Consider the following 21,486-nt stretch of genomic DNA (forward strand, 5'->3'; position numbering starts at 1 on the left):
GGATAAGTTAAAGTGGTATTGCTCATAGTTTACTAAGGAGAGTTGATGGCGTTAGAAAGAGGTGGCTTTACAGACAAAATTGGCAACAGTTACGACTCTTATTGGGTTGCCAAACAACTATTGAGACTTCTGAATGAGGAGCTAGCCTCTGTAACAGTTGAACCTTTAGGAGATGATGAAGCAGGTGTGGATGTCATCATAGAGCATCTTACAGGCGGAGAAATTACGGATAGCACTGACGTTGAGCTGCATCAATGCAAAGCAAGTAACAAAGGTAAAGACAGTTGGTCACTTGCGACTCTTGATAGTAGTGGAATTTTAGCAAAAGCCTTCTCTCAGGTTGAACGGAATCGCCCTAGCCAGCACTCTATCACCTTTAAAGTCATATCCCCTTTATCCTTTAATGCCTTAACCAATCTAAGTAAAAGCGCAAAAAACACTAATGGTAACCCTAAAGATTTTCTACAGCACCAAATCGACACTAATCAAGAGCGTAAAAAATTATTTGAAGAATTATGTGAACGACTAAAGCTAGATACCAGCAATACATCAGATATATCAAGAGCTATAAATTTCCTATCACACTTTGAAATAGTTAGTTACGTAAATTCAAGTGAGGATAAAAATCACCTCAAAGACAAAGCAGACTTTATTTTTTTAAATGATGAAACCGAAACAATTCTTTCATATCTGCAAAGCTACTCAATCAATCAGAATAAACTGAGAACCAAAATTACTGCAGATGTTTTATTTGATGATTTAAAACAGGCTGGTTTTGTAGCAAGAAAGGACATCGACAATACTCAAACCCCTCTCGTCTTAGACGAACTTTGCCAAAAGTTCACAGAATCCATTCAGCCATTTTTCTTAAATAAAACATTAATCTCCAGACCTGAAATAGATGAATGCTTTAATTCTATTAAAGAAAATACGATAACCATTATCAAGGCAGAAGCGGGTATGGGGAAAAGTGCTTTCTTATACGAGCTACATTCTAAAATACGCTCAGAGGGAAGCATCAGTGTGCCAATTCGATTGGATAGGCAACGTCCAGAAAACAGTGCGGATGAATTTGGCAGGTTACTAGGGTTTAGGCAATCACCCGTTTATGCAATAGTAAATGCTTCAAAAGCAAAAAGAGTGGTAATTATACTAGACCAACTGGATGCCATTCGCTGGACAGCCAATCACTCTAATAATGCCCTGCAAGTTTGCCAAGAAATCGCTAGGCAAATTATTAGCTTACCTCATATATATGATTTTAAGCTGGTGATGGCCTGCCGAGATTTTGACCTTTCTGAAGATATTGCCCTTAAAAACTGGATAAATGACTTAGAAAAATCAATTAACAAGTTAAGTGAGACACTATCAAGTGCTCAAGAAGTCAAACAAATTACGCTGGATAAACTGCCAACCGAGCAAGTCAAAGAAATGGTCAATCAAGTTGAAGATTACGGATCATTACCTACGGCTAAACAAGACATCCTTCGTATTCCAATATGGCTAAATTTTTATTTGCAAATTACTGGCAAAAGCGATCAGCCACCAAGATTCGACAGCAAGTTAGAGCTTATCAATTTGTATTGGCAAGATAGATTGAAAGTAATAGAAGAATCTGGAGTAAACCTTGCTAATGTACTTAGCATTATTGATGAATTTATCACCAAAGCCAGTCAGCAAATGCAATATGCCATTCCGCAATCTTTGTTGACTATTACCAACCCTATAGCTTTTGAACGTTTGGTTTCTGCTGGTATCTTGCATAAAAACAAACAAGATAAAATTAGCTTTCAACATCAAGCATTGTTTGATTATCAATTAGGCAAGAGCCTATATGATAAAGCGATAGAATCTGAAATTGCATTATTGACTCAAATTGGCGACAAGTCTACACAAACATTAACCCGACGCGAGCATTTAAAATACGCATTAAATCTATTGTTGCAAGACAAACAGAAGTTCTATGCAAGAAGCCTGTCAGCAATTCTATTTAGTGAAGATATTCGATTTCATCTCAAGTACCTGGCCTTTCATAGTTTGAGAGAAATATTAGAAATAAAGCAACCTGTAAAAAAATTGGTTCAAGAGTTGATTGCAGATGACTGCTTATCCAAACACTTTATCAAACACAGCTGCATGGGTAATTCCACCATGGTGAGTTTGCTTGCTGAGTTAGGTTTTATCACCTCTTGGTTGAATCATAATGATGTAGAGCAGATAAATCAGGCCATCCAGTTACTATCAACAGCTTCTGGCTCAATCCCAGAATTGGTAGCCAAAGAGATACGTCCCTTCATCGGCAGGTCTCGTGAATGGAATGAGCGCTGCGGTCACGCATTGGGGCTGAATGTTACTCATGACTCTGATGACATTTTTGAACTGCGTCAAAAGCTGTTTAAATTTGGCATTTTCCCAAAATATATAGATATTGAAAAACTTGCCAATAAACACCCTAAGCGTGCCTTACAACTGGTAGCGTTTACTTTCGATGAAAATATAGCATCATTGACAGAGGTAGATTGGTTTGAGAGTCCTTTTGTCGATAAATTAGAGTTATTAACTCTAAGTGAGCCAAAGAAACTCTTTGGTATAGCGCATCAACTACCAGTAGATGTTATTAAATCATTAATACCAAAAATTTATACCATTATTAACAATAACAATGATAAAAAATTGGCTGAAATATGGTTTTATCATGGTAAGCATCCTCAGGATAAAGAGAAATTTATTTCTTTTATTTTGGGCTTAATAGCTCAAGCAAGTGAACAGCTGGCTAGCGAATCTAGAGCCGCTGAACTATGGCAACTTATAGAGCCCTATTTACACAGCCGCAGTGTATTGATGCAGCATATTATCCTGAATATGATGTTTTATTTTGATATATCCTATTCAAATCAAATTATTGAATGGATATTGGATAACCCTAAATCAAGATTATCATCAGGAAACCATCATAAAGAGCCTAAATGGTTATTGGCAAGCCGTGTTATTGAAAAGTTTTCTCCTTACTGCTCTGATGAAATATTCTATAAACTGGAAAATGCAATTTATTACGCGGGACTTTCAAAAAGTTTTAAAAAATTACAGTGGATTTTTGATCGTAAAAGAAAGGGATATTTTAAGGATTGCTATTGGGGTGAGTTGCAATATTTTATTATCCCTAAACTGGACAAAAGCAGAGTAAGTGAAAAATCCAAACTATTGCTAGCAGTGTTGAACAGACGCTTTGAGCATTTTAATGATGAGGATTTTTACTATCGTTTAAGCTCAATGTGTGGGTTTGTTAGGTCACCTTTACCTCAGCCTAACACTCTTTCAGATAAAAAATGGCGAGAAATTTTAGTAAAAAAAGATCATGACTTTAAGCGCTTTAATGGCAAGCAAATATCAAGAGGTACAATAGTAGAATCAACCATTGAAAGCTTTTCAAGTAGTCTATTAACCGCCGTCACCAATCAGCCAAAACGGTTTGCAAGACTTACTTTGACCTTACCAAAAGATATCGAACATGACTATGTTGATAATATTTTTAATGGGTTGAGTAGATCTACTAAAGATGTGCAAGAGCCATATATAGAAGATTGGCAGCCTTGCCCAATAGAATTGCAGTATGCAGTTATTATCCATTTTGGTGAACACCCCCATAGTAACTATTTAGCTTGGTTGCTCACCAAAGATACGGAAGTTATCAATCATCCTCCTCTGTTGGCTGTGCTGAAAACGATGGCGAAAACCTCTTCAAATCCACAACTTGATAAATTATCAATATACGACCCTAAAAAAGGCGACTCTGCAAGCATAGCAACAGCTCATGAACTGATGAACACTTCAATCAACTCATGCCGTGGCATTGCATATAACGGCATAGCAGATTTGTTTTGGGAAAATACTGATTTTGCCATCAGGCATAAGCAGTTGATAGATGATGCCATCTCTGACCCACACCCTGCGGTGCAAATTACTTCAGTGAGAATGTTGACTCCTTTTCTAAATACAGATGAAGACTTTGCCTTACAAAAGTTTTTAGACATTAGCCATACGGATCTACGCTTTACTTGTGCTTATGAAGCCTATCATTTCTTTAATTGCGCATTTGACAGCCAGTATAAGGATGATTATATCCAGCTGGTCAAAAAGATGCTTGTGTCAGATTATGATGAGGTAAGGCAAGAGGCGGGTCGGCAAATATTTGCCAGATGGTATTTTAATGAATTATTCGATGATCTATTCCCTGCTTTGCTAGAGACAAAAGCAACGGACAAATATATCCGTATTGGCTTTGCAGAAGTGCTAAAGCAATTTTTGACTGAGGATAAACATGGTCATCTTGAGTATAAGCTGTTAGAGCCATATCAACTTATTCTTAATGATAAAGACAGTGATGTAAGCAACGAAGTCCAACAATGTATAGAAAGTGAAAATTTTTGGAAAAAGCAGAATACTAAAATGTTAGTTGACTACTTTATACAATCAATTGATGGAAAGACAAACATATCTCATTTTCTCTATTCTCTTAAAAGCCGTCCGTATATTTATCCGTATAAAACACAGTTGCTTGACATATTTAGTAAGCTAGTGGAGAAAGCAAGAGATGAGTATGAGTTTAGCCAACGAGCACACATCAGTTCTATGATGTCTGTGCTACAAAGAATCTATGACGAAGCTGTCGATGATGAAGATGAGGATATTTTAAATCAGTGCCTGAATGTTTGGGACGATATCTTCGCATCAAACATTCATATCAGCCACCAAAAAGTCTTGCGTGATGGGATGTTGGATTAGATTGAAGCGAGGCTCTGCTCAAAATTGGCGTGAAGCTACGATGTGAATACCCCTTGCCACATAGTCCTTTACTAGAATACTCAGGCTTCATTTTTATACTCAATATGTCTGCAATTGATGTGTTTGGCTATATCATTTAAAGCTGATCGCGCTGCCCTGATGAATTGTGCCACGGTTCTTGGCGATCAGGTGAATACCAAACACGGGGTCACTGCCGGAAGGTCGTTCGCGTTGTAGGCGCTGAACGGTTTTAAGCGGCTGATGCTCGGCGGATTTTTCGCCACTGATAGGATCAATGTTAATCATCACGCAGCGAGTACAGTATTTGAGGAACTCAAATTGCACGTCGCCGATACGGACGTCGCGCCACTGTTCTTCAATCCACGGCTCAAGATCACCATCAATAACCAGATTTGGCCGGAAATGGGTCATCGTTACTGGCTTTTCAAGCTCTTGATTAAGTGCCGCGAGTGATGCTGTCGTGGTTAGTAAATAAGGGGCATTATCGGCAAAGGTCAGGTTACTGGCGTGGTTTTTCAGTGGTCGATGGCTGTTTTCACCGAGATAGTGCAATAGGCACGGCGTATCAAAGTGCTCACTCAGCCATTGATTCACCTCATCCGGTGCGGTGTGCGCGGTAAATGTATCTCGCCACACAGTTACCTCATGGTGTTTAGCACAAGCTTCAACCACAACCGACTTGCAATCACCATTGGGTGCGGTCAGCGTGAGGTTGTGTTGCCCATCCATCGTTGCCTGCCACAGCAACATGTGCGGGTAATGCCGTGCAGTAATAAAGCGACCATTTATATCCGTAATCAGCCAACGGCGATCATTGGCCATACCTTCAGGATGAATATCCGCCCTATTGACCTGATTGCCGCCCAGCGACTTGACCGGATAATAGTGAGTACTTTGCAGTATTGCGCTCATGAGATACCTCTTCGGTTGATGGTTGTTTTTATGTCTAATAGCCAGCTGCAAAATCTACTAGACCATGTAACGGTTCACCGGCGATAAAGCGGCGATAATTGGCGGCAAATTGTTCGGCCACTTTATCGGGCATACTTTCTCCGGCCATATGCGGCGTAATCGTTACGTTCGCGCAGCCCCATAGGGGGCTTGTGTCCGGCAAAGGTTCGGTTTGGAATACGTCTAATATCGCCTGTGCATCAGGATGCGCAAGTAGCCACTGGTGTAATACCTCTTCATCAATAATATTGCCGCGTCCGATATTGATCAGTACTGCGTCAGGCTTGAGGCGTGCCAGCATGTCGCCATTGAGCAAGCCATCTGTTCCGGGCGTTGCCGGTAACGCACAAATCACCACGTCTGCTTGCGCCAAAGCTTCGCCAAGTGCGTCAAGCGCATATACTTCATCAAATTCCGTCGGATGTTCACCACTGCGGTTCACGCCTGCGGTCTGCATGTGGAAAAAGTGCCCCGTTTTCGCCAAATAACAGCCAATATTGCCCGTACCTAACACCAGCAAACGTTTGCCTGCCAAGCTGCAATACGGTAAACGCTGCCACTGCTTCTCAGCCTGTTGCCCACGATAGCCGCGATGCTGCTGATAAATGGCGAGCAAGTGGCTGAATGCGTATTCACTGATCATCGGGCCAAATACTTCTTTGAGGCTGGTAAGCTGATAGTCATGATTGTCGTGTGCGATTAACGGCTCAACTCCGGCAAATACTGACTGAATCCACTGAGGTGTGTCGTCATCGGCAAGTATTTCTGCGGCACGAGCCGGTTCTGCCAACCAAATACTTGCTTTATCGGTGCTGTCCTCATCAAGGATGGTGAGATTTGGCAAGTCATGTTCACGCAGCACCTCACGATAGGCGGCGTTATTTCTGGTTATGAGACGAAGTGTGTGTTCCATAATAAGACTCCTACGATCTAACGCGTGGCTTAACCACAACGAGAGCGATCCCTGTTACTGCCACCAGCATAGCAATCACCATACCGAGAGTTTGCGTTTCACCAAGCCACAGCCACGCCATCACACTGGCAATTAGCGGTGTCGCCATACCGATGATGTTGTGTAATGTGGCGTCGAGATGTGAAGAGGCAAAGCTATTGAGTAGATTGGGTAAAAACGTCCCCGGCACCACCAAGCCAAATAATGGCCACAGCATTGACCACGACCACGTGATGTCATGCCCATCAAACCACACCAGTGGCGCAACTATGGCTGTACCGAGCAACAAAATTTCTGCATTGCTAACCATCGATGAGATTTTCACGCCGCGCTGCTGATAGCCGCGCAATAAAGAGGAATACACTGCACGCAACAATGCCACGAACAACCCTAACGCCGAGCCAATCCAAAACCCTTGCCCGATTGACTGTGGCAAGCCGGCTTTTTGCAAGAAAAACGCTGCCAAGCCAATAAACGCCAGCGCGAAGCCAAGTAACTCTTGGCGCAGAATTGCTTTGCCGTACAGGCGGCGAATAATGAGAGTGAACAGTGGCGCGGTTGAGACCAACAGCGTAACCACGGCTACTGGCGCCAGGTAGAATGCATAAGTCGCGCAAATATAGTAAAACACCATCAGCAACGCCAATCCAATACGAATGCCGCCGCGCAAAGGATGACGCGACGGACGCACAATCCACACCAACAGCAGCGCAAGCATGCCCGGAAACAAAAAGCGTGAAAACAAAATCCCGTTGACACCCAAGCCACCAAGCAATTTGATAAAAATGCCGGTACTTGCCCAAAATGTCGCACACAGTATGCTGGCTAAAATGTAGCGCATGGCTTAACCCTTAAAACAATACAATATTTGCACTTAACCACTTGGTGTATGCGGCTGACTGAGCAGCAACTGCGCCGCGAGATAGAACATAAATAGACCGATGGCAAATTCCAGCACCTGCCAAGTACGCGGTTTGCTCAGTGCCGGGCGCAGCAAACGCGCACCATAACCAAGGGTGAAGAAAAACACGAACGATGCCGTGGTTGCGCCAATGGCAAACTGTGCACGATAAGGAGCAAAATCATTGGCAACCGTACCGAGCAGCAATACGGTATCGAGATAAACGTGCGGATTGAGCCACGTCAGTGCTAACGCTGTTAGGATGACGCGCTTACGAGACGGCTGCTGGTTAACATCGAGATTCAACGCACTGCTGCCGCTAAATGCCGCTTTCCAGCGCAGCACCCCGTATGCGAATAAAAATGCTGCACCGAGCCACGTCATCACGCTGGCAACCGCTGGTGCATATTTAGCAATCGTCGCCATTCCGAACACCCCGACCTGAATCAGAAGCGCATCAGACAGCGCACACAGCAGACAGACAATAAACACATGCTGCATCAGTAAGCCCTGGCGCAAGACCATCACATTCTGCGCACCAATCGCCAAAATCAGGGAAAAGCCAAATAGAAAACCATTAATCAGTGCGTGTATCATGTTGCCCTCATGTAATAAGTTCAGCGCCCCAACTGCGCATCGAGAATCAGCTTTGCCGTCTCCTTGCTGCTTGCCATATAACGCTCGCAAAGCTCTGTATCAGCCTCGTATATCGTGTAAATATTGACCATACCTTCAAGCAACACGACTAACTGCTCACTAATCACCCGCGCATTGGCATCGGGCTGTAATTTGGCACAAATAAAATCCGTCACTGCACGCTTATGCACGATGGCAATACTTTTTGCCTCATCGTCCAATTCCGCCGCCGCGCGCACAAACAAGCAGCCGTTAAAGTCTTGCGCGATGAACCGCTGATGAAACCAGTCAAATACTTTATACACCGCCTCACGACCGCACACCTCATCACCAATAAATGCCTGCAGCGACGTGCGTAATCTCTCGTCACGGTATTTCAGTACTTCATGAATCAGCTTTTCCTTACTGCCAAAATGGTGATACATCGTCGTTTTCGCGCAGCCTGACTCATCGCGAATTGTATCCACGCCAACATGTCCAAATCCGTCGCGGTAAAAAAGCCGCTCGGCGGTATCGAGAATTTTTTTGCCCGAATTTTTCATAAGCTCGCCAAAAAATAACGAAACAGAACTGTATCATAATACTATTCTGTATGCTCTGGCTATCAAAAAATGTCGCAATCTCTCACAGCACCAATAGCAGCAGCCCCAATACAATCAGAATCGCACCAATTACGCGATTGACCACCACCTGCTTTGCCAGCAATTTATTGCGCAGCCGTGGTGCAGACAGCGCCACCGCAACAATCCCAAACCATAGCAAATGCGCCAGTGACATAAAGCCACCATAGCCAATCTGTATCCACATTGGTGTCGTGGGTTTGACAATTTGCGTGAACGTACTCAGCACAAACAGCGTTGTTTTCGGATTGAGCGCATTGGTCATAAAGCCGTTTTTGAACGCTGCTTTATCGCTCAGCGCTGCTACCCCACCGTGCATATCGACACTGATTTTGCGATGGCGCATGGTCTGGTAGCCGATATAAACCAGATACGCCGCACCCAGCATGCGCACCATGTGGAACAAAGCAGGAAAAGTGACCAACAACACACTCACGCCAAGCAGCGTATAAGCAACATGAATCCACACCGCAATGGCAATTCCAGCAGCCGTCCATAGCCCGGCACGCCTGCCGTACAAATAGCTATTGCGGGTCACCATCGCGAAATCGCCACCGGGGCTAATCACTGCGAGTACCGTAATCGCCGCTACTGCCAATAATTCCTGCATAATGTTCCTTAAACACTCTCCAGTTACCAATTATCGACCGTAATGTGCCACAATAAAAACGAATTTATTTCCGTGAATGCGTGCCATTTTGGAACAGGTTAAAAACATACCGCTCAAAGCACTCAAATTTTTCTACGCTGCGGGTTACTGTGGCAGCTTTACTGCCGCCGCTGATATGCTTTGCGTCACGCACAGCGCTGTCAGCAAACAAATCAAGCAGCTTGAAGCTGCGCTCGGCGTAGCGCTATTCGTCCAAGACGGCAGAAACCGCCGCCTATCGTCCGACGGGCTTCTGCTTTACCAATCATGCCAACGCATGTTTGCCGAACTGACCACCACACTCGACACATTGACACACAAACACCGGCAAGACCTCACGGTATCCTGCGAAACGACCTTGGCAATGAAATGGCTCATCCCGCGTATCACCACATTTCCCAAAGATTACGGCTTTAATGTCGCCATACTCACCGCAGGCGGCGCAGTGGATTTTCAACGCCAAAATATCGACGTCGCCATTCGTCGCAACGATTTCACATGGCCACCGACGCTGCACGCCGAATATATTGCGCCCGAACGGGTCGGTGCAGTACATGCACCGCCGCCCTATCAACCTCACCGCCTGCACACCCATTCACGTATTGACGCTTGGCAGCAGTGGACAAAGCAGCATCCTGATGATGACTATCCAAGTGAAGACATCTTTTTTGAACACTTCTACCTGACCATCCAGGCGGCCATTGCCGGGCAGGGCATCGCCATCGCTTCGCAGTACATGGTTGCAGATGAAATCAGCAAAGGTATCCTCAAATGTCCACAAGGATTTTGTGCAGACGGCTCGGCGTACTACCTGCTCTCAGCCACACCATTCGCACAAAACCAAAAAAAGCAGCTATTTCTCAACTGGCTCAGACAGCAAATGAATTAAAGCACATTGGCACAGCATAGATAGACAATTTCATCACGAATATGCGGCAATAATTTTGCAGACCAGATGGTCTTTCGATACCACCAATTCTTCGCTTCATTGAGAAAGCCGTCCTTCAACGTACACAGAATAAATATTGAGCAGCACAGCCATAAAAAAGCCTGATCAATTGATCAGGCCTTAAGAGTTAAACTTTACAATATTGTCTTAGGTAAACGTCAGAATGGAATACTGTCGTCATCAAACCCTGAGTCAATGTTATCTTCCGGACCGTAACTCTGCTGCTTCTGCTTCGGTGGTACAGGGCTATCGTAGCTTTTGCTTGGCGCAGGCGCTCTGCCGCCACCTGAACGGTTATTTCTTGGCTGACCTTGACCATAACCAGAAGACTGCCCATCATCGTAGCCGCCACCGTAGTTATTATCATAACCGCCGCCATCACCACCGCGAGAATCTAGCATCTGCATATCGTTAGCAATAATTTCTGTACTGTATTTTTCGATACCCTGATTGTCGGTCCACTTACGGGTCTGAAGGCGCCCTTCGATATAGAGCTTGCTGCCCTTGCGGCAATACTGACCAATAATCTCGGCCAATTTTCCAAATGCCACAACACGGTGCCATTCAGTTTTTTCGCGCTTTTCACCAGACTGTCTGTCATTCCAACCTTCTGAAGTCGCCAAAGATAGATTAGCGACTTGATCTCCGCTTGGCAGTGAGCGCATATCCGGATCGGCACCCAAGTTGCCAATGAGGATCACTTTGTTAATACCACGCGCCATAATTTTCTCCTGAAATTGTCTGAGCTATTGGCGCGCCAGTGTATCTTTTTTTCCGATTAACAGCAAAATCATCCCGGCAACACCGGATGCCACCAGTAATGCGATCAATACCGCGCTGCCAGAATCCATTTTTGCCCACAAAGCGCCAGCCGCAACTGCACCAACAAAGCTACCGGCAAATTGTGCCGTAGAATAAATACCCATCGCCTGCCCCCGTGATTCCGGGTCTGCAATATTGGCTACCCAGTGTGGCAAGCCTGTTTCCAAGCGATAAAAAGCGATGAAATATACCGTAATAGCAACGCCAGCACCCCATATTGGCAAATCGCACGCAAGCAAGCCCAAGCCGACAGAGAGCAAAATAAAGCTCACGGCGAAATTCAGAGGATGCGGCGAGACGCGATAACGAATAAATGCCAACGCAATCAAGTTTGCCGGTAGATATAGCCACCAGTGCGCTTCTTTTGCCAAGCCGGCGTTGACCAGCATTACGGGCAAAACCAGGAATGTTGCAGATAAAATGCCATGCAGAATAAATACGGCAAAGCTCGCTTGCCATAATGCCGCACGATTGATTTCACCTTCTACCGCGCCAACGCGATTCTCAGCATTGGTCGCAGGAAGCAACACAATGGATCCCAAGCCTATACCAGCCATGGCCGCAATCAGCCAGAATAATCCACTAACCCCAATCCACTTGGCAATCACCGGCCCAATGATTAATGAAAGCACAAATGCCATACCAATACTGCCGCCGATAATTGCCATGACGGTACCGCGCTTTTCAATCGGCACAACGTCAGTCGCATAAGCAAGCGTAACGGCCGAGATAGCGCCCATGCCCTGTATGGCACGACCAGCAATCATCCAGCCTATCGAATCCGATACTGCCGCAATAGCACTACCAATAACAAACAATAGCAAACCTATTGCCATCAATGGCCGACGGCCAAAACGGTCTGATAATTTACCGTAAGGAATTTGCAGAATGCCTTGGCTGAGGCCGTAAATACCCAAAGCCAAGCCAACCAACTCTGGGGTCGCATCTTTCAGTTGCAGAGCATACAGGCTAAAAACTGGAAAGATCATAAACATGCCAAGCATCCGCAACACATAAATGCTTGCTAACAATCCAGCTGCCCTACGCCATAATATTTGCGCCATACACCCTCCGGTGTCTTACGGTCGCGGCAATACAGTCAGTTCTGTTGCGGCGACCCAAGCTAAAATAATAAATAAAGCCGCCAACGGCGGCTAAGAACAGATACTAAGCGCTTAACTGCGGCAAGACTTCTTTCAGCCAAGCCTCAAGGCGAGCTGTGGTTTTCTCAGGCTCACTGTCTTCATCAATACCAAGACCAATAAATGTGCCATTTTTTTGTAGTGCTTTTGATGATTCGAACTTGTAATCATCAGCCGGCCATTCACCAATAAACGTCGCGCCTTGAGCCGCGAGTTGTTCGGCAAGCATACCCATAGCATCAAGGAAGTACTCAGGATAACCAATCTGGTCGCCAAGACCAAACATGGCAATCACACATCCGTGCAAGTCCGCACTGGCAATTTGATCCACAACCATTTCCCAGTCATCTTGGTATTCCCCATAGTTCCAAGTCGGCATACCCAGCATCAGCTTTTTATAGAGGAACATATCGTTAGGGTCATCTAGGTCAATGATATTGATTGGTGTGAGCGTGATGCCGTGTTGCTCCTTTGCTATCTTTTCAATTTGAAAAGCGACATCTTCAGTCATCCCTGTTGTGCTGCCGTAGAACAGCCCGATTTCTTCACTCATACCAAACTCCTAAATTCACAATTTATTCATTGATGATGTTATTCAAACAATCACCAAAAGTTAAGACGTATTTTTTATTATATAAAAAAGATAATTTATTCGCCATCAATCCGTTTTGCACAGTGTAACGTATTGCGTAGCAAGCAAGCGATTGTCATCGGCCCAATACCACCAGGAACAGGTGTAATAGCCCCAGCCACATCCTTCACAGATGCAAAATCCACATCGCCAACCAACTTGCGCTTATTGCCATCACTTCCGATGCGATTAATCCCGACATCAAGCACCACTGCACCAGGCTTGATCCATTCAGCCTTAACCATTTCCGGCTTGCCAACCGCAGCAACAACGATATCGGCCTCACGGCATAAAGCCGGCAGATTATCACTACGTGAATGAGCTATTGTCACAGTTGCATTGGCTTTGAGTAATAATGCCGCCATTGGCTTACCAACGATATTCGAGCGCCCGATAACGATGGCTTTTTTGCCAGACAAATCTCCAATGCGATCTTCCAGTAGCAGCGAACAACCAAGTGGTGTACACGGTACAGAAGCATCTTGACCACTCCACAGCCTACCAATATTGACCGGATGAAATCCATCGACGTCTTTCTCTGGATTAATAGCATTCAATACGGCATCGCTATCAAGGTGATTTGGTAATGGCAACTGAACAAGAATGCCATGAATGGCTGGATCAGCGTTGAGCGATTTGATTTTGGCCATTAAAGTCGTCTGATCCGTTGATGCTGGCAAGCGGTGTTCTTCACTGTGAAACCCGGCCGCTTTGGCCTGCTTGCCTTTACTTGCGACATAGACTTCACTCGCAGGATCATCACCGACCAGTACTACAGCCAACCCTGGCTTTTTACCAGTTTTAGCATGCCAGTCGGCCGTGTCCTGAGTTACCTGATTACGAATTTTTTCAGCAAATGCCTTACCATCAATGATTTCAGCGCTCATCCACCTTCTCCAGTGCAAAACGAATTCCCGATGCCATAGCTTAGAAGCTTATCACCATATCTAGGCATCACATCAAGCCATAACGATAAGATTGTATCGTAACAGCCGTTATTTTTGTTCTGTATATTGAGTCAAAAGTCACGTGATACGAACTGCTTTTTCATAGTGAAAGCCTTGGTTGTTCAGACACGCTTATGCCTTAATCACCACACTTGCCGATTAAGGCAGGTGCGCAACTTCCAGCAAGCCAGCCGTCTCATCACAACCAAACATCAAGTTCATTGACTGTACGGCTTGCCCAGCTGCGCCTTTGATCAAGTTATCCTCAACCACAGATATAATTGCAGTACGCTGATCGACCGAACGGTGCACGCCAATCTGTACGCAATTCGTGCCGCGCACATGGCGCGTTTGCGGATGGGCACCTGAGTCAAGCACACGCACAAATGGCTCATCTGCATAAGCGGCTTTGAAGCATTCGTAAATATCAGCCTCAACATCAGCCAAAGGTGCATAAAGCGTCGCTTCAATACCGCGAATCATCGGCAATAAATGCGGTACGAATGTGCAATACACCTCCTGACCAGCAATATCCGACAAACCTTGCTCTATTTCTGGCTGATGGCGGTGACCAGACGCCGCATAGGCTTTAAAATTACCTTCCATTTCGGCAAAAAGGTTATCTACTTTTGCGCCACGCCCTGCGCCTGAAATACCGGACTTAACATCAGCAATCAATTGATCACCGCGAACCAAGCCAGCTTCAAGCAGTGGTTTAAAGCCAAGCTGCACAGCAGTTGGATAACAGCCCGGGTTGGCAATCAATCTCGCAGATTTAATCTCCTCACGATACAACTCCGGCAAGCCATAAACAGCTTCTTTGAGCAAATCTTGTGCTGTGTGCTCAATGCCATACCATTGCGTAAAAACAGCAGCGTCTTTTAAGCGGAAATCACCAGAAAAATCAATCACACGGACACCAGCATCAATCAATGCTGGTGCTTCTCGCATACACACACCATGCGGTGTCGCAAAAAATACGACGTCACAAGCAGTTAAATCCGTCTGTTCTGGTGCACTAAATTCTAGTGCACACACATCGTATAAATGCTCAAAAACCGATGAGACTGGTTGCCCAGCATACTGCCGCGAAGTGACGCCAATAATTTCTGCTTGTGGATGGGCGCTGATTAAGCGCAATAACTCAGCGCCAGTGTAGCCACTGGCGCCGACGATACCTACTTTGATTGGATTAGCCATTCAAAGCATCCTGAATCAATTTGGCAGTCTCTTTCAGCTGCTCCATAGCCACAGACTTATCACCATGGCTACCGAGCTGCTCACCTTCCCATACTGGAATCAAATGCATGTGGTAATGAGCAACTGTTTGCCCAGCCGCCGCCCCATTAAACTGCATTACTTTAATTCCATCCGGATTTAAAGCTTTACGCAGTGCATTAGCTAATCGCTGACTAAACAGCATAATTGCTGATAAATCTTCAGGATCTACATCATAGATATCAGGACTGGCTTTTTTGGGAATGATTAACGTATGGCCTTTGGATTGCGGAAAAGCATCCATAAACACATAAATACGCTCATCTTCATAGACTTTAGCACTGGGTAACTCACCAGAAAGTAGTTTATCAAATACGGTAGCCATTATTCCCCCTCAAGTTACCTAATAATTGAAGCTGGATATGAATTATCCGATCAGTAAATCTTCTTTATCTCCACCATTTGCAATATGGTCTTTCATCCAATCAGGCTGACGACCATATCCACTCCAAGTGTTATTCGGGTCTTGAGGATCGCGATATTTTGCAGGCTTAGCTGGCTTAGTACCCTTTTTACTTCCTGCAATATCAACTTCTTGAGTCAGTCTGGCGGCTTGCTTTTGCGCTTCAGCCAAAATTGCTTTGGCACGTTCTTTTCTTGTTTTATCGATAAAACGCAGCAGCGCTTCAAATTCATCAAAAGACAGTGATTCTATTTTTTCGTAAAGATTTTGCATACTTAGTTAGTCTCCAAAGTTGTTTTTGTAAAAATCGTATTTATTATAATACCGCACTAATCATAAAGTAAGTTATCTGGAATATTTAAATAATGACATATTATTTTTGACAACCGCTGTAATCAAGAAATGCAAGCTTCTCCAAATACCGACTTAACCAATGCATAAATATAAAAGGATAGATTGAAGCAATCTATCCTTTTATATTTAATGCTATTAAATCAAGTATATTTGTATCTTATAAATTGAAAAGCCTGAATACACAATTTACCCAGTTTCTTTTACAACAGGTTACGGTATCAAATTCCGGCTTGTGTGGCGACTTCAACAGGCATACCGCTGGCTTCTTCAACCACAGTGCGAATTAGCTCATCTGCAACACTATATCCCTTGCCTTGCACCTGCTCACGTACACTTTGTTGTGCTTGCTGCAATGCTTCCTGTGGGCTGACGTTGTACTCTTCAAGTGGTGGGTGATACTCAAGATACACACTATCGCCAAACCAGCCGACTTTCATCGGTTGATTAATGATATTGACCTGAACACCTTTTGGCACCAACTTAAACAGTTCTTCAATGCCCTCAGGATAAAGCCGTACACAACCATGCGATACGCGCATGCCGACCCCCCATGGCTTATTCGTACCATGCAACAGATAGCTTGGGTTAGACAAACGCATGGCAAACAGACCTAGTGGATTATTCGGCCCAGCTTCAACTACGGCTGGTAGAGGGTCGCCTTGTGCGGCGTGCTCAGCACGAATAGAAGCTGGCGGCGTCCATGTAGGGTTGGCACGTTTCTCAATAACGTGCTGAATACCCAAAGGTGTATCCCAATCTTCACGCCCGATCCCGACGGCATAAACATAGACTACCGGTTCATTTTCCGGGTAGTAATACAGGCGCATTTCCGGCAGATTAAGCACAATACCTTTTCGCGGGGCATCAGGCAAAATATAGCGCGACGGAATCAATACTTGCGTACCGGCACCAGGATACCAAACATCAACACCAGGATTAGCACGCTCCATTGCTTCAAACCCAATACCGAATTCCCGACCAATATCCGGTAGCGTATCGGCATCTCGTGCTTCGACAACACGCACTTTACCGACAACATTGACCCCGGGTGGTGGTAACGTCACTTTCTCGGCCAACGCAGCACCACTTACTGCTGCCAGACCTGCAATTGTCAAAATCTTGTGCCAAAAATGCATAAATTTTTCCTGTAATCTTAGACGGAAATAGAAACGGAGCATTATATAGCACCAGCATCTTCTTTTGTCATAATGAAAAGTCAGAAATCATACTAAGCAATAGTTGCCAAATCGCTTTTACATTACGCTCGTTCAAAGCCATCACTTATTACGAAGCCAAGTAAAAGATCTTTACTCCGAAAATAGCGAAGAAATTATATCAAGCGTCTAAATATTCAGGTATTCAATGATTACGGACAATATGCAGCAAAAAGCCTCCGGTAATTACCGGAGGCTCAAGTTTATACTTAACGGTAGTATTTATTATTCAGGTCGCATATGCGGGAACAGCAGAACGTCGCGAATTGACGGGCTATCCGTCAACAGCATGACCAGACGGTCAATCCCGATACCTTCACCAGCTGTCGGAGGCATACCGTATTCCAGTGCACGAATGTAGTCAGCATCGTAGTGCATTGCTTCATCATCCCCTGCATCTTTCGCAGCAACTTGCGCGCGGAAACGCTCAGCTTGATCTTCGGCATCATTTAACTCCGAGAAGCCATTGGCCATTTCACGGCCACCAATAAATAGCTCAAAGCGGTCAGTTAGCGCCGGGTTTTCATCATTACGGCGAGACAGTGGCGAGACTTCCCATGGATACGCCGTGATAAAGGTTGGCTGAATCAGTAAGTGCTCAACTGCTTCTTCAAAGAGCATGGTTTGCAAATTACCGAGGGCATCATCTGCGCTGGTCTTTTGCTTGTACTCGCTATTGAGCAAAGCCGACAGTGCCGCTGCATCATTGACAACATCAGCATGCTGTGGCGCATATTTTGCAATGGCATCAGTCATGGTCAAGCGATCAAATGGCTGCGAAAAATCAATATCTTGACCTTGATAAGTCAGTTTACTGCTACCCAGTACGCTTTCGCTCAAACCACGCAACAGAACTTCCGTCAAATCCATCAAGTCATTGTAATCCGCGTATGCCTGGTAAAACTCAAGCATGGTGAATTCAGGGTTGTGACGGGTTGATACGCCTTCATTGCGGAAGCTACGGTTGATTTCAAACACGCGTTCAAAACCACCAACCACCAGTCGCTTCAAATATAACTCTGGGGCAATACGCAGGAATAGCGGCATATCCAACGCGTTGTGGTGCGTAGCAAATGGCTTCGCAGTTGCGCCACCCGGGATTGGGTGCATCATTGGTGTCTCTACTTCCATGAAGTTGTGGTCTTCAAAGAAATGACGGATATGACGCAATACCTGCACGCGGGTTTTAAACACGTCGCGGCTTTCTTTATTCATGATCAGATCAACATATCTCTGACGATAGCGCGTTTCCTGATCAGATAAGCCGTGGAATTTTTCTGGTAACGGACGCAGTGATTTAGTCAGCAATTCAATCTCGCTGGCATGAACGGTCAATTCACCAGTACGGGTGCGAAACAGCTTGCCTTTAATGCTGATAATGTCGCCAACGTCCCACTTTTTAAACTGCGCATACACGCCTTCAGGCAGATCATCACGGGCAATATATGCTTGCATACGCTCACCGCTACCATCCTGAATTTGCGCGAAACTTGCCTTACCCATGACGCGCTTACCCATCATGCGTCCGGCAAGTAAAAATTCACCGGCCGCCTCAAGTGCTTCAGCGTCTTCAACCTCACCATATTGCTGATGAACATCGGCAGCATTATGTGTTGGGCGGGTATGATTCGGAAATGCCACGGCCTGAGTTTCACGAATGGTGTTGAGCTTCTGACGGCGCTCAGCGATCAGCTTATTTTCATCAAGTTGTGGAGAATTTTGTTCACTCATCATTGTTCCTTTAATTTGCCGGTATGTCGGTTAGTTTTCTACCAATATAAATTTTTGCCGGCGAAAGTTATGTCTGTCTATCATTGCTTTGTATCAATTAAGCAACTTAATAAAGCAAATCTTATACCTCAACGCCCTGCTTGAGACTTTCCTGAATAAACGGATCAAGGTCGCCATCAAGTACAGCCTGAGTATTGCTGGTTTCATAACCCGTACGCAAATCTTTAATCCGCTGCGAATCAAGAACATACGAACGGATTTGACTACCCCAGCCAATGTCGGACTTGGTATCCTCAAGAGCCTGACTCTCGGCACTGCGCTTTTGCATCTCAAGCTCATAAAGCTTGGCGCGCAGCTGCTTCATACAGGTATCTTTGTTTTGGTGCTGTGATCGGCTGTTTTGCGATTGCACAACGATACCCGTCGGGTTATGCGTAATACGTACCGCAGACTCAGTACGGTTAACGTGCTGACCACCTGCGCCGGATGCACGATAAACGTCGATCCGCAGATCAGCCGGATTGATTTCAATATCAACATTGTCATCAATTTCTGGTGACACGAACACAGCAGCAAAAGAGGTATGACGACGGTTACCACTATCAAATGGTGACTTGCGCACCAGACGGTGCACACCAATTTCAGTACGCAACCAACCGAATGCATATTCACCGGTGAATTGAATAGTTGCAGACTTGATACCCGCGACTTCTCCCGGCGACTCTTCGATCAGCTCAGTCTTAAAGCCTTTAGCCTCACCCCAGCGCAGATACATACGCAGCAGCATTGAAGCCCAATCTTGCGCTTCCGTACCACCTGATCCAGCCTGAATATCAAGGAAGGCATTATTGATATCGAGCTCACCGGAAAACATACGGCGGAATTCATAATCTTCGATCTGCTTTTCAAAGCGTGCCACGTCTTTTAATGCAGCTTCGACGGTTTCTTCGTCATCTTCCATCTCAGCCAGCTCGATCAACTCGCGGCTGTCGCCCAATCCTTGCTTGAGGGTATCAAGCCCGTTAACAACACCCTCAAGGCTCAGGCGTTCTTGGTTAAGCTTGGCTGCAAAATCAGGATCATCCCATACAGATGGCTGTTCGAGTTCACGATTAACCTCATCGAGGCGCTCGGATTTTAAGTCGTAGTCAAAGATACCCCCTAAGCGCCGCTTCGCGCTTAAGCAGGTCATCAATACGCTCGTAAGTGCTGTTTAATTCCATAAATCCCGTCCGGGCAAAAGCCCGCTATTATAAGAAATTTCGCGTAGAAAATGTAGCGGCTGGCTAATACTTTGGCAATACCAACGTTAATCGCAAATTTGGTTAGCTGTAATCGCGTGCGCCAAATATGGCGCTTCCTACCCGCACCATCGTTGAGCCTTCAGCGATTGCCAATGCCATATCACCACTCATACCCATCGACAGTTCAGCGAAGTCGCTTTTATCACCAAAGTGCTGCCGGGCTTGCTGCTGAATTTGGCGCAGTAAACGAAAACAAGCACGAATCTGCGCTTCATCATCAGTATTTGCACCGATCGTCATTAATCCGCGAATGTGGATACGATCGCAGGAAAGCGTTTCTTCAATCAAGCTCAAAGCATCCTCCGGTGCCACACCAAATTTGGATGCTTCACCAGAAGTATTGACCTGAATTAAAGCGTTAATAGTGCGGTCTTCGAATTCCAAACGATCTTGGAGTTTGTGCGCAAGCTTGATTCGGTCTAACGATTGAATACAGCTCGCCAGCCCAATCACATCTTTGACCTTGTTGGTTTGTAGATGTCCGATCATATGAGTTTCATGCGTGATATCAGCCAGTGCATCGTATTTGGCGTTAATTTCTTGCACTTTATTTTCGCCAATCAAGGTTTGCCCGGTGGCAAGTGCTTCGCGGATCATCTCAGCAGGCTTGGTTTTGGTCACCAGCATCAAGCGCACTTCACTGGGGTCACGCCCTGCTTGTGTACAAGCAGCCTCAATCTCGCTCAATACTTGCGCGACATTACGGGCAATGGCATTCATATTCACAAGCTCCCCGACATTTTTGGCAACGCCCACTGAGCACAAACGGCTCGGGGCTGACGTCAAAACCGCGCTGATGGCAGTACTGCAACAGCATCCCAACTGGCTCATCTGCAGGCAACTCTTCAGTGTGGCCGCACTCGGTACAGTTGAGAATCACGCTGGTGTGCTCGTTAGCAAAATGATCACAAAATACGAAGCCGTTGAGCGACTCGGCACGGTGCAAAATGCCAACCTCGACCAAAAAATCAAGTGCACGATACACAGTAGGCGGCGCCGCATTACCGCGCAGACGCTGCAGATCATTGAGCAAGTCATATGCTTTGACCACATCCGGATAGCCCAGAATCAGCTCCAGCACTTGACGGCGAGTTGGCGTCAGGCGTGCACCCGAACGCATGCAATGGCGCTCGGCAGCGGCCAAAATCGCAGCATTGTCTCGTTGTGTTTTTTGAGTTTTATTCATAGGGGAAATTCTA

At 45.4% G+C, this 21,486-nt stretch carries 20 protein-coding genes; 2 read left to right on the forward strand and 18 right to left on the reverse strand.

Annotated elements, in window-relative coordinates; translation table 11 throughout:
- Nucleotides 1-45: 45 nt before the first annotated feature.
- Nucleotides 46-4,782, forward strand: a complete 4,737-nt coding sequence (locus tag KRX19_05070; protein MBV7434395.1) for a hypothetical protein — start codon at nucleotides 46-48, stop codon at nucleotides 4,780-4,782.
- A 132-nt stretch (nucleotides 4,783-4,914) separates the two neighbouring features.
- Here the strand turns inward: KRX19_05070 and KRX19_05075 are convergent, their stop codons facing one another.
- The 6 genes from KRX19_05075 to KRX19_05100 all read right to left on the reverse strand — a co-directional run bounded on the left by KRX19_05075 (nucleotide 4,915) and on the right by KRX19_05100 (nucleotide 9,473).
- On the reverse strand, nucleotides 4,915-5,715 hold the full coding sequence (locus tag KRX19_05075; protein ID MBV7434396.1) for an MOSC domain-containing protein: 801 nt from the start codon (nucleotides 5,713-5,715) through the stop codon (nucleotides 4,915-4,917).
- 34 nt (nucleotides 5,716-5,749) lie between these two features.
- Nucleotides 5,750-6,667 carry a D-2-hydroxyacid dehydrogenase gene (locus KRX19_05080; GenBank protein ID MBV7434397.1) on the reverse strand — a complete coding sequence of 306 codons (918 nt, stop codon included), beginning with the start codon at nucleotides 6,665-6,667 and terminating at the stop codon, nucleotides 5,750-5,752.
- 10 nt (nucleotides 6,668-6,677) lie between these two features.
- Nucleotides 6,678-7,547, reverse strand: a complete 870-nt coding sequence (locus KRX19_05085) for a DMT family transporter (GenBank protein ID MBV7434398.1) — start codon at nucleotides 7,545-7,547, stop codon at nucleotides 6,678-6,680.
- Between the two features lie 33 nt (nucleotides 7,548-7,580).
- Entirely contained in the window at nucleotides 7,581-8,204 is a 624-nt protein-coding gene (locus KRX19_05090; protein MBV7434399.1) for a LysE/ArgO family amino acid transporter, read from the reverse strand.
- Nucleotides 8,205-8,224: 20 nt separating this feature from the next.
- Nucleotides 8,225-8,785: a TetR/AcrR family transcriptional regulator gene (locus KRX19_05095; GenBank protein MBV7434400.1), complete on the reverse strand. Its 561-nt coding sequence runs from the start codon at nucleotides 8,783-8,785 to the stop codon at nucleotides 8,225-8,227.
- 82 nt (nucleotides 8,786-8,867) lie between these two features.
- The gene (locus KRX19_05100) at nucleotides 8,868-9,473 is read right to left on the reverse strand and encodes a LysE family transporter (GenBank protein MBV7434401.1); all 606 of its coding nucleotides are present in this window, start codon (nucleotides 9,471-9,473) and stop codon (nucleotides 8,868-8,870) included.
- A gap of 76 nt (nucleotides 9,474-9,549) precedes the next feature.
- On the opposite strand from KRX19_05100, the gene KRX19_05105 reads away from it, so the two are divergent.
- Entirely contained in the window at nucleotides 9,550-10,401 is an 852-nt protein-coding gene (locus KRX19_05105; protein ID MBV7434402.1) for a LysR family transcriptional regulator, read from the forward strand.
- A gap of 218 nt (nucleotides 10,402-10,619) precedes the next feature.
- On the opposite strand, the gene ssb is transcribed toward KRX19_05105, so the two are convergent.
- From ssb to KRX19_05165, 12 genes are all read right to left on the reverse strand, one after another.
- Nucleotides 10,620-11,186: a single-stranded DNA-binding protein gene (gene ssb / locus KRX19_05110; protein MBV7434403.1), complete on the reverse strand. Its 567-nt coding sequence runs from the start codon at nucleotides 11,184-11,186 to the stop codon at nucleotides 10,620-10,622.
- Between the two features lie 21 nt (nucleotides 11,187-11,207).
- Nucleotides 11,208-12,347, reverse strand: a complete 1,140-nt coding sequence (locus KRX19_05115; GenBank protein ID MBV7434404.1) for an MFS transporter — start codon at nucleotides 12,345-12,347, stop codon at nucleotides 11,208-11,210.
- Between the two features lie 103 nt (nucleotides 12,348-12,450).
- Nucleotides 12,451-12,978, reverse strand: a complete 528-nt coding sequence (locus KRX19_05120) for a flavodoxin (protein ID MBV7434405.1) — start codon at nucleotides 12,976-12,978, stop codon at nucleotides 12,451-12,453.
- Nucleotides 12,979-13,073: 95 nt separating this feature from the next.
- A complete protein-coding gene (gene folD / locus KRX19_05125) occupies nucleotides 13,074-13,943 on the reverse strand; it encodes a bifunctional methylenetetrahydrofolate dehydrogenase/methenyltetrahydrofolate cyclohydrolase FolD (GenBank protein MBV7434406.1) in 870 nt (289 codons plus the stop codon).
- Between the two features lie 219 nt (nucleotides 13,944-14,162).
- Nucleotides 14,163-15,203: an N-acetyl-gamma-glutamyl-phosphate reductase gene (argC, locus tag KRX19_05130; protein ID MBV7434407.1), complete on the reverse strand. Its 1,041-nt coding sequence runs from the start codon at nucleotides 15,201-15,203 to the stop codon at nucleotides 14,163-14,165.
- The gene (locus KRX19_05135; protein MBV7434408.1) at nucleotides 15,196-15,609 is read right to left on the reverse strand and encodes an HIT family protein; all 414 of its coding nucleotides are present in this window, start codon (nucleotides 15,607-15,609) and stop codon (nucleotides 15,196-15,198) included. The genes argC and KRX19_05135 overlap by 8 nt, the downstream gene beginning before the upstream one ends.
- 39 nt (nucleotides 15,610-15,648) lie before the next feature.
- Nucleotides 15,649-15,957 (reverse strand): H-NS histone family protein, encoded by a 309-nt coding sequence (locus tag KRX19_05140; protein ID MBV7434409.1) that lies wholly within the window; start codon nucleotides 15,955-15,957, stop codon nucleotides 15,649-15,651.
- A 299-nt stretch (nucleotides 15,958-16,256) separates the two neighbouring features.
- A complete protein-coding gene (locus tag KRX19_05145) occupies nucleotides 16,257-17,174 on the reverse strand; it encodes a L,D-transpeptidase family protein (GenBank protein MBV7434410.1) in 918 nt (305 codons plus the stop codon).
- Between the two features lie 303 nt (nucleotides 17,175-17,477).
- Complete coding sequence (gene lysS, locus KRX19_05150; GenBank protein ID MBV7434411.1) at nucleotides 17,478-18,983, reverse strand: lysine--tRNA ligase; 1,506 nt, start codon at nucleotides 18,981-18,983, stop codon at nucleotides 17,478-17,480.
- Between the two features lie 121 nt (nucleotides 18,984-19,104).
- Nucleotides 19,105-20,206 (reverse strand): peptide chain release factor 2 gene (gene prfB / locus KRX19_05155; GenBank protein ID MBV7434412.1). Its coding sequence is split into 2 segments (ribosomal slippage): nucleotides 19,105-20,133 and nucleotides 20,135-20,206, totalling 1,101 coding nucleotides; the frame shifts between segments, so codons are not numbered across the junction.
- Between the two features lie 102 nt (nucleotides 20,207-20,308).
- Entirely contained in the window at nucleotides 20,309-21,007 is a 699-nt protein-coding gene (locus tag KRX19_05160) for a YggS family pyridoxal phosphate-dependent enzyme (protein MBV7434413.1), read from the reverse strand.
- Nucleotides 20,988-21,473 carry a transcriptional repressor gene (locus KRX19_05165; protein MBV7434414.1) on the reverse strand — a complete coding sequence of 162 codons (486 nt, stop codon included), beginning with the start codon at nucleotides 21,471-21,473 and terminating at the stop codon, nucleotides 20,988-20,990. Before KRX19_05165 ends, KRX19_05160 begins: the two co-directional genes overlap by 20 nt.
- Nucleotides 21,474-21,486 lie beyond the last annotated feature (13 nt).

The sequence above is a fragment of the Cardiobacteriaceae bacterium TAE3-ERU3 genome (genome assembly GCA_019218315.1).
GTDB lineage: Bacteria > Pseudomonadota > Gammaproteobacteria > Cardiobacteriales > Cardiobacteriaceae > JAHUUI01.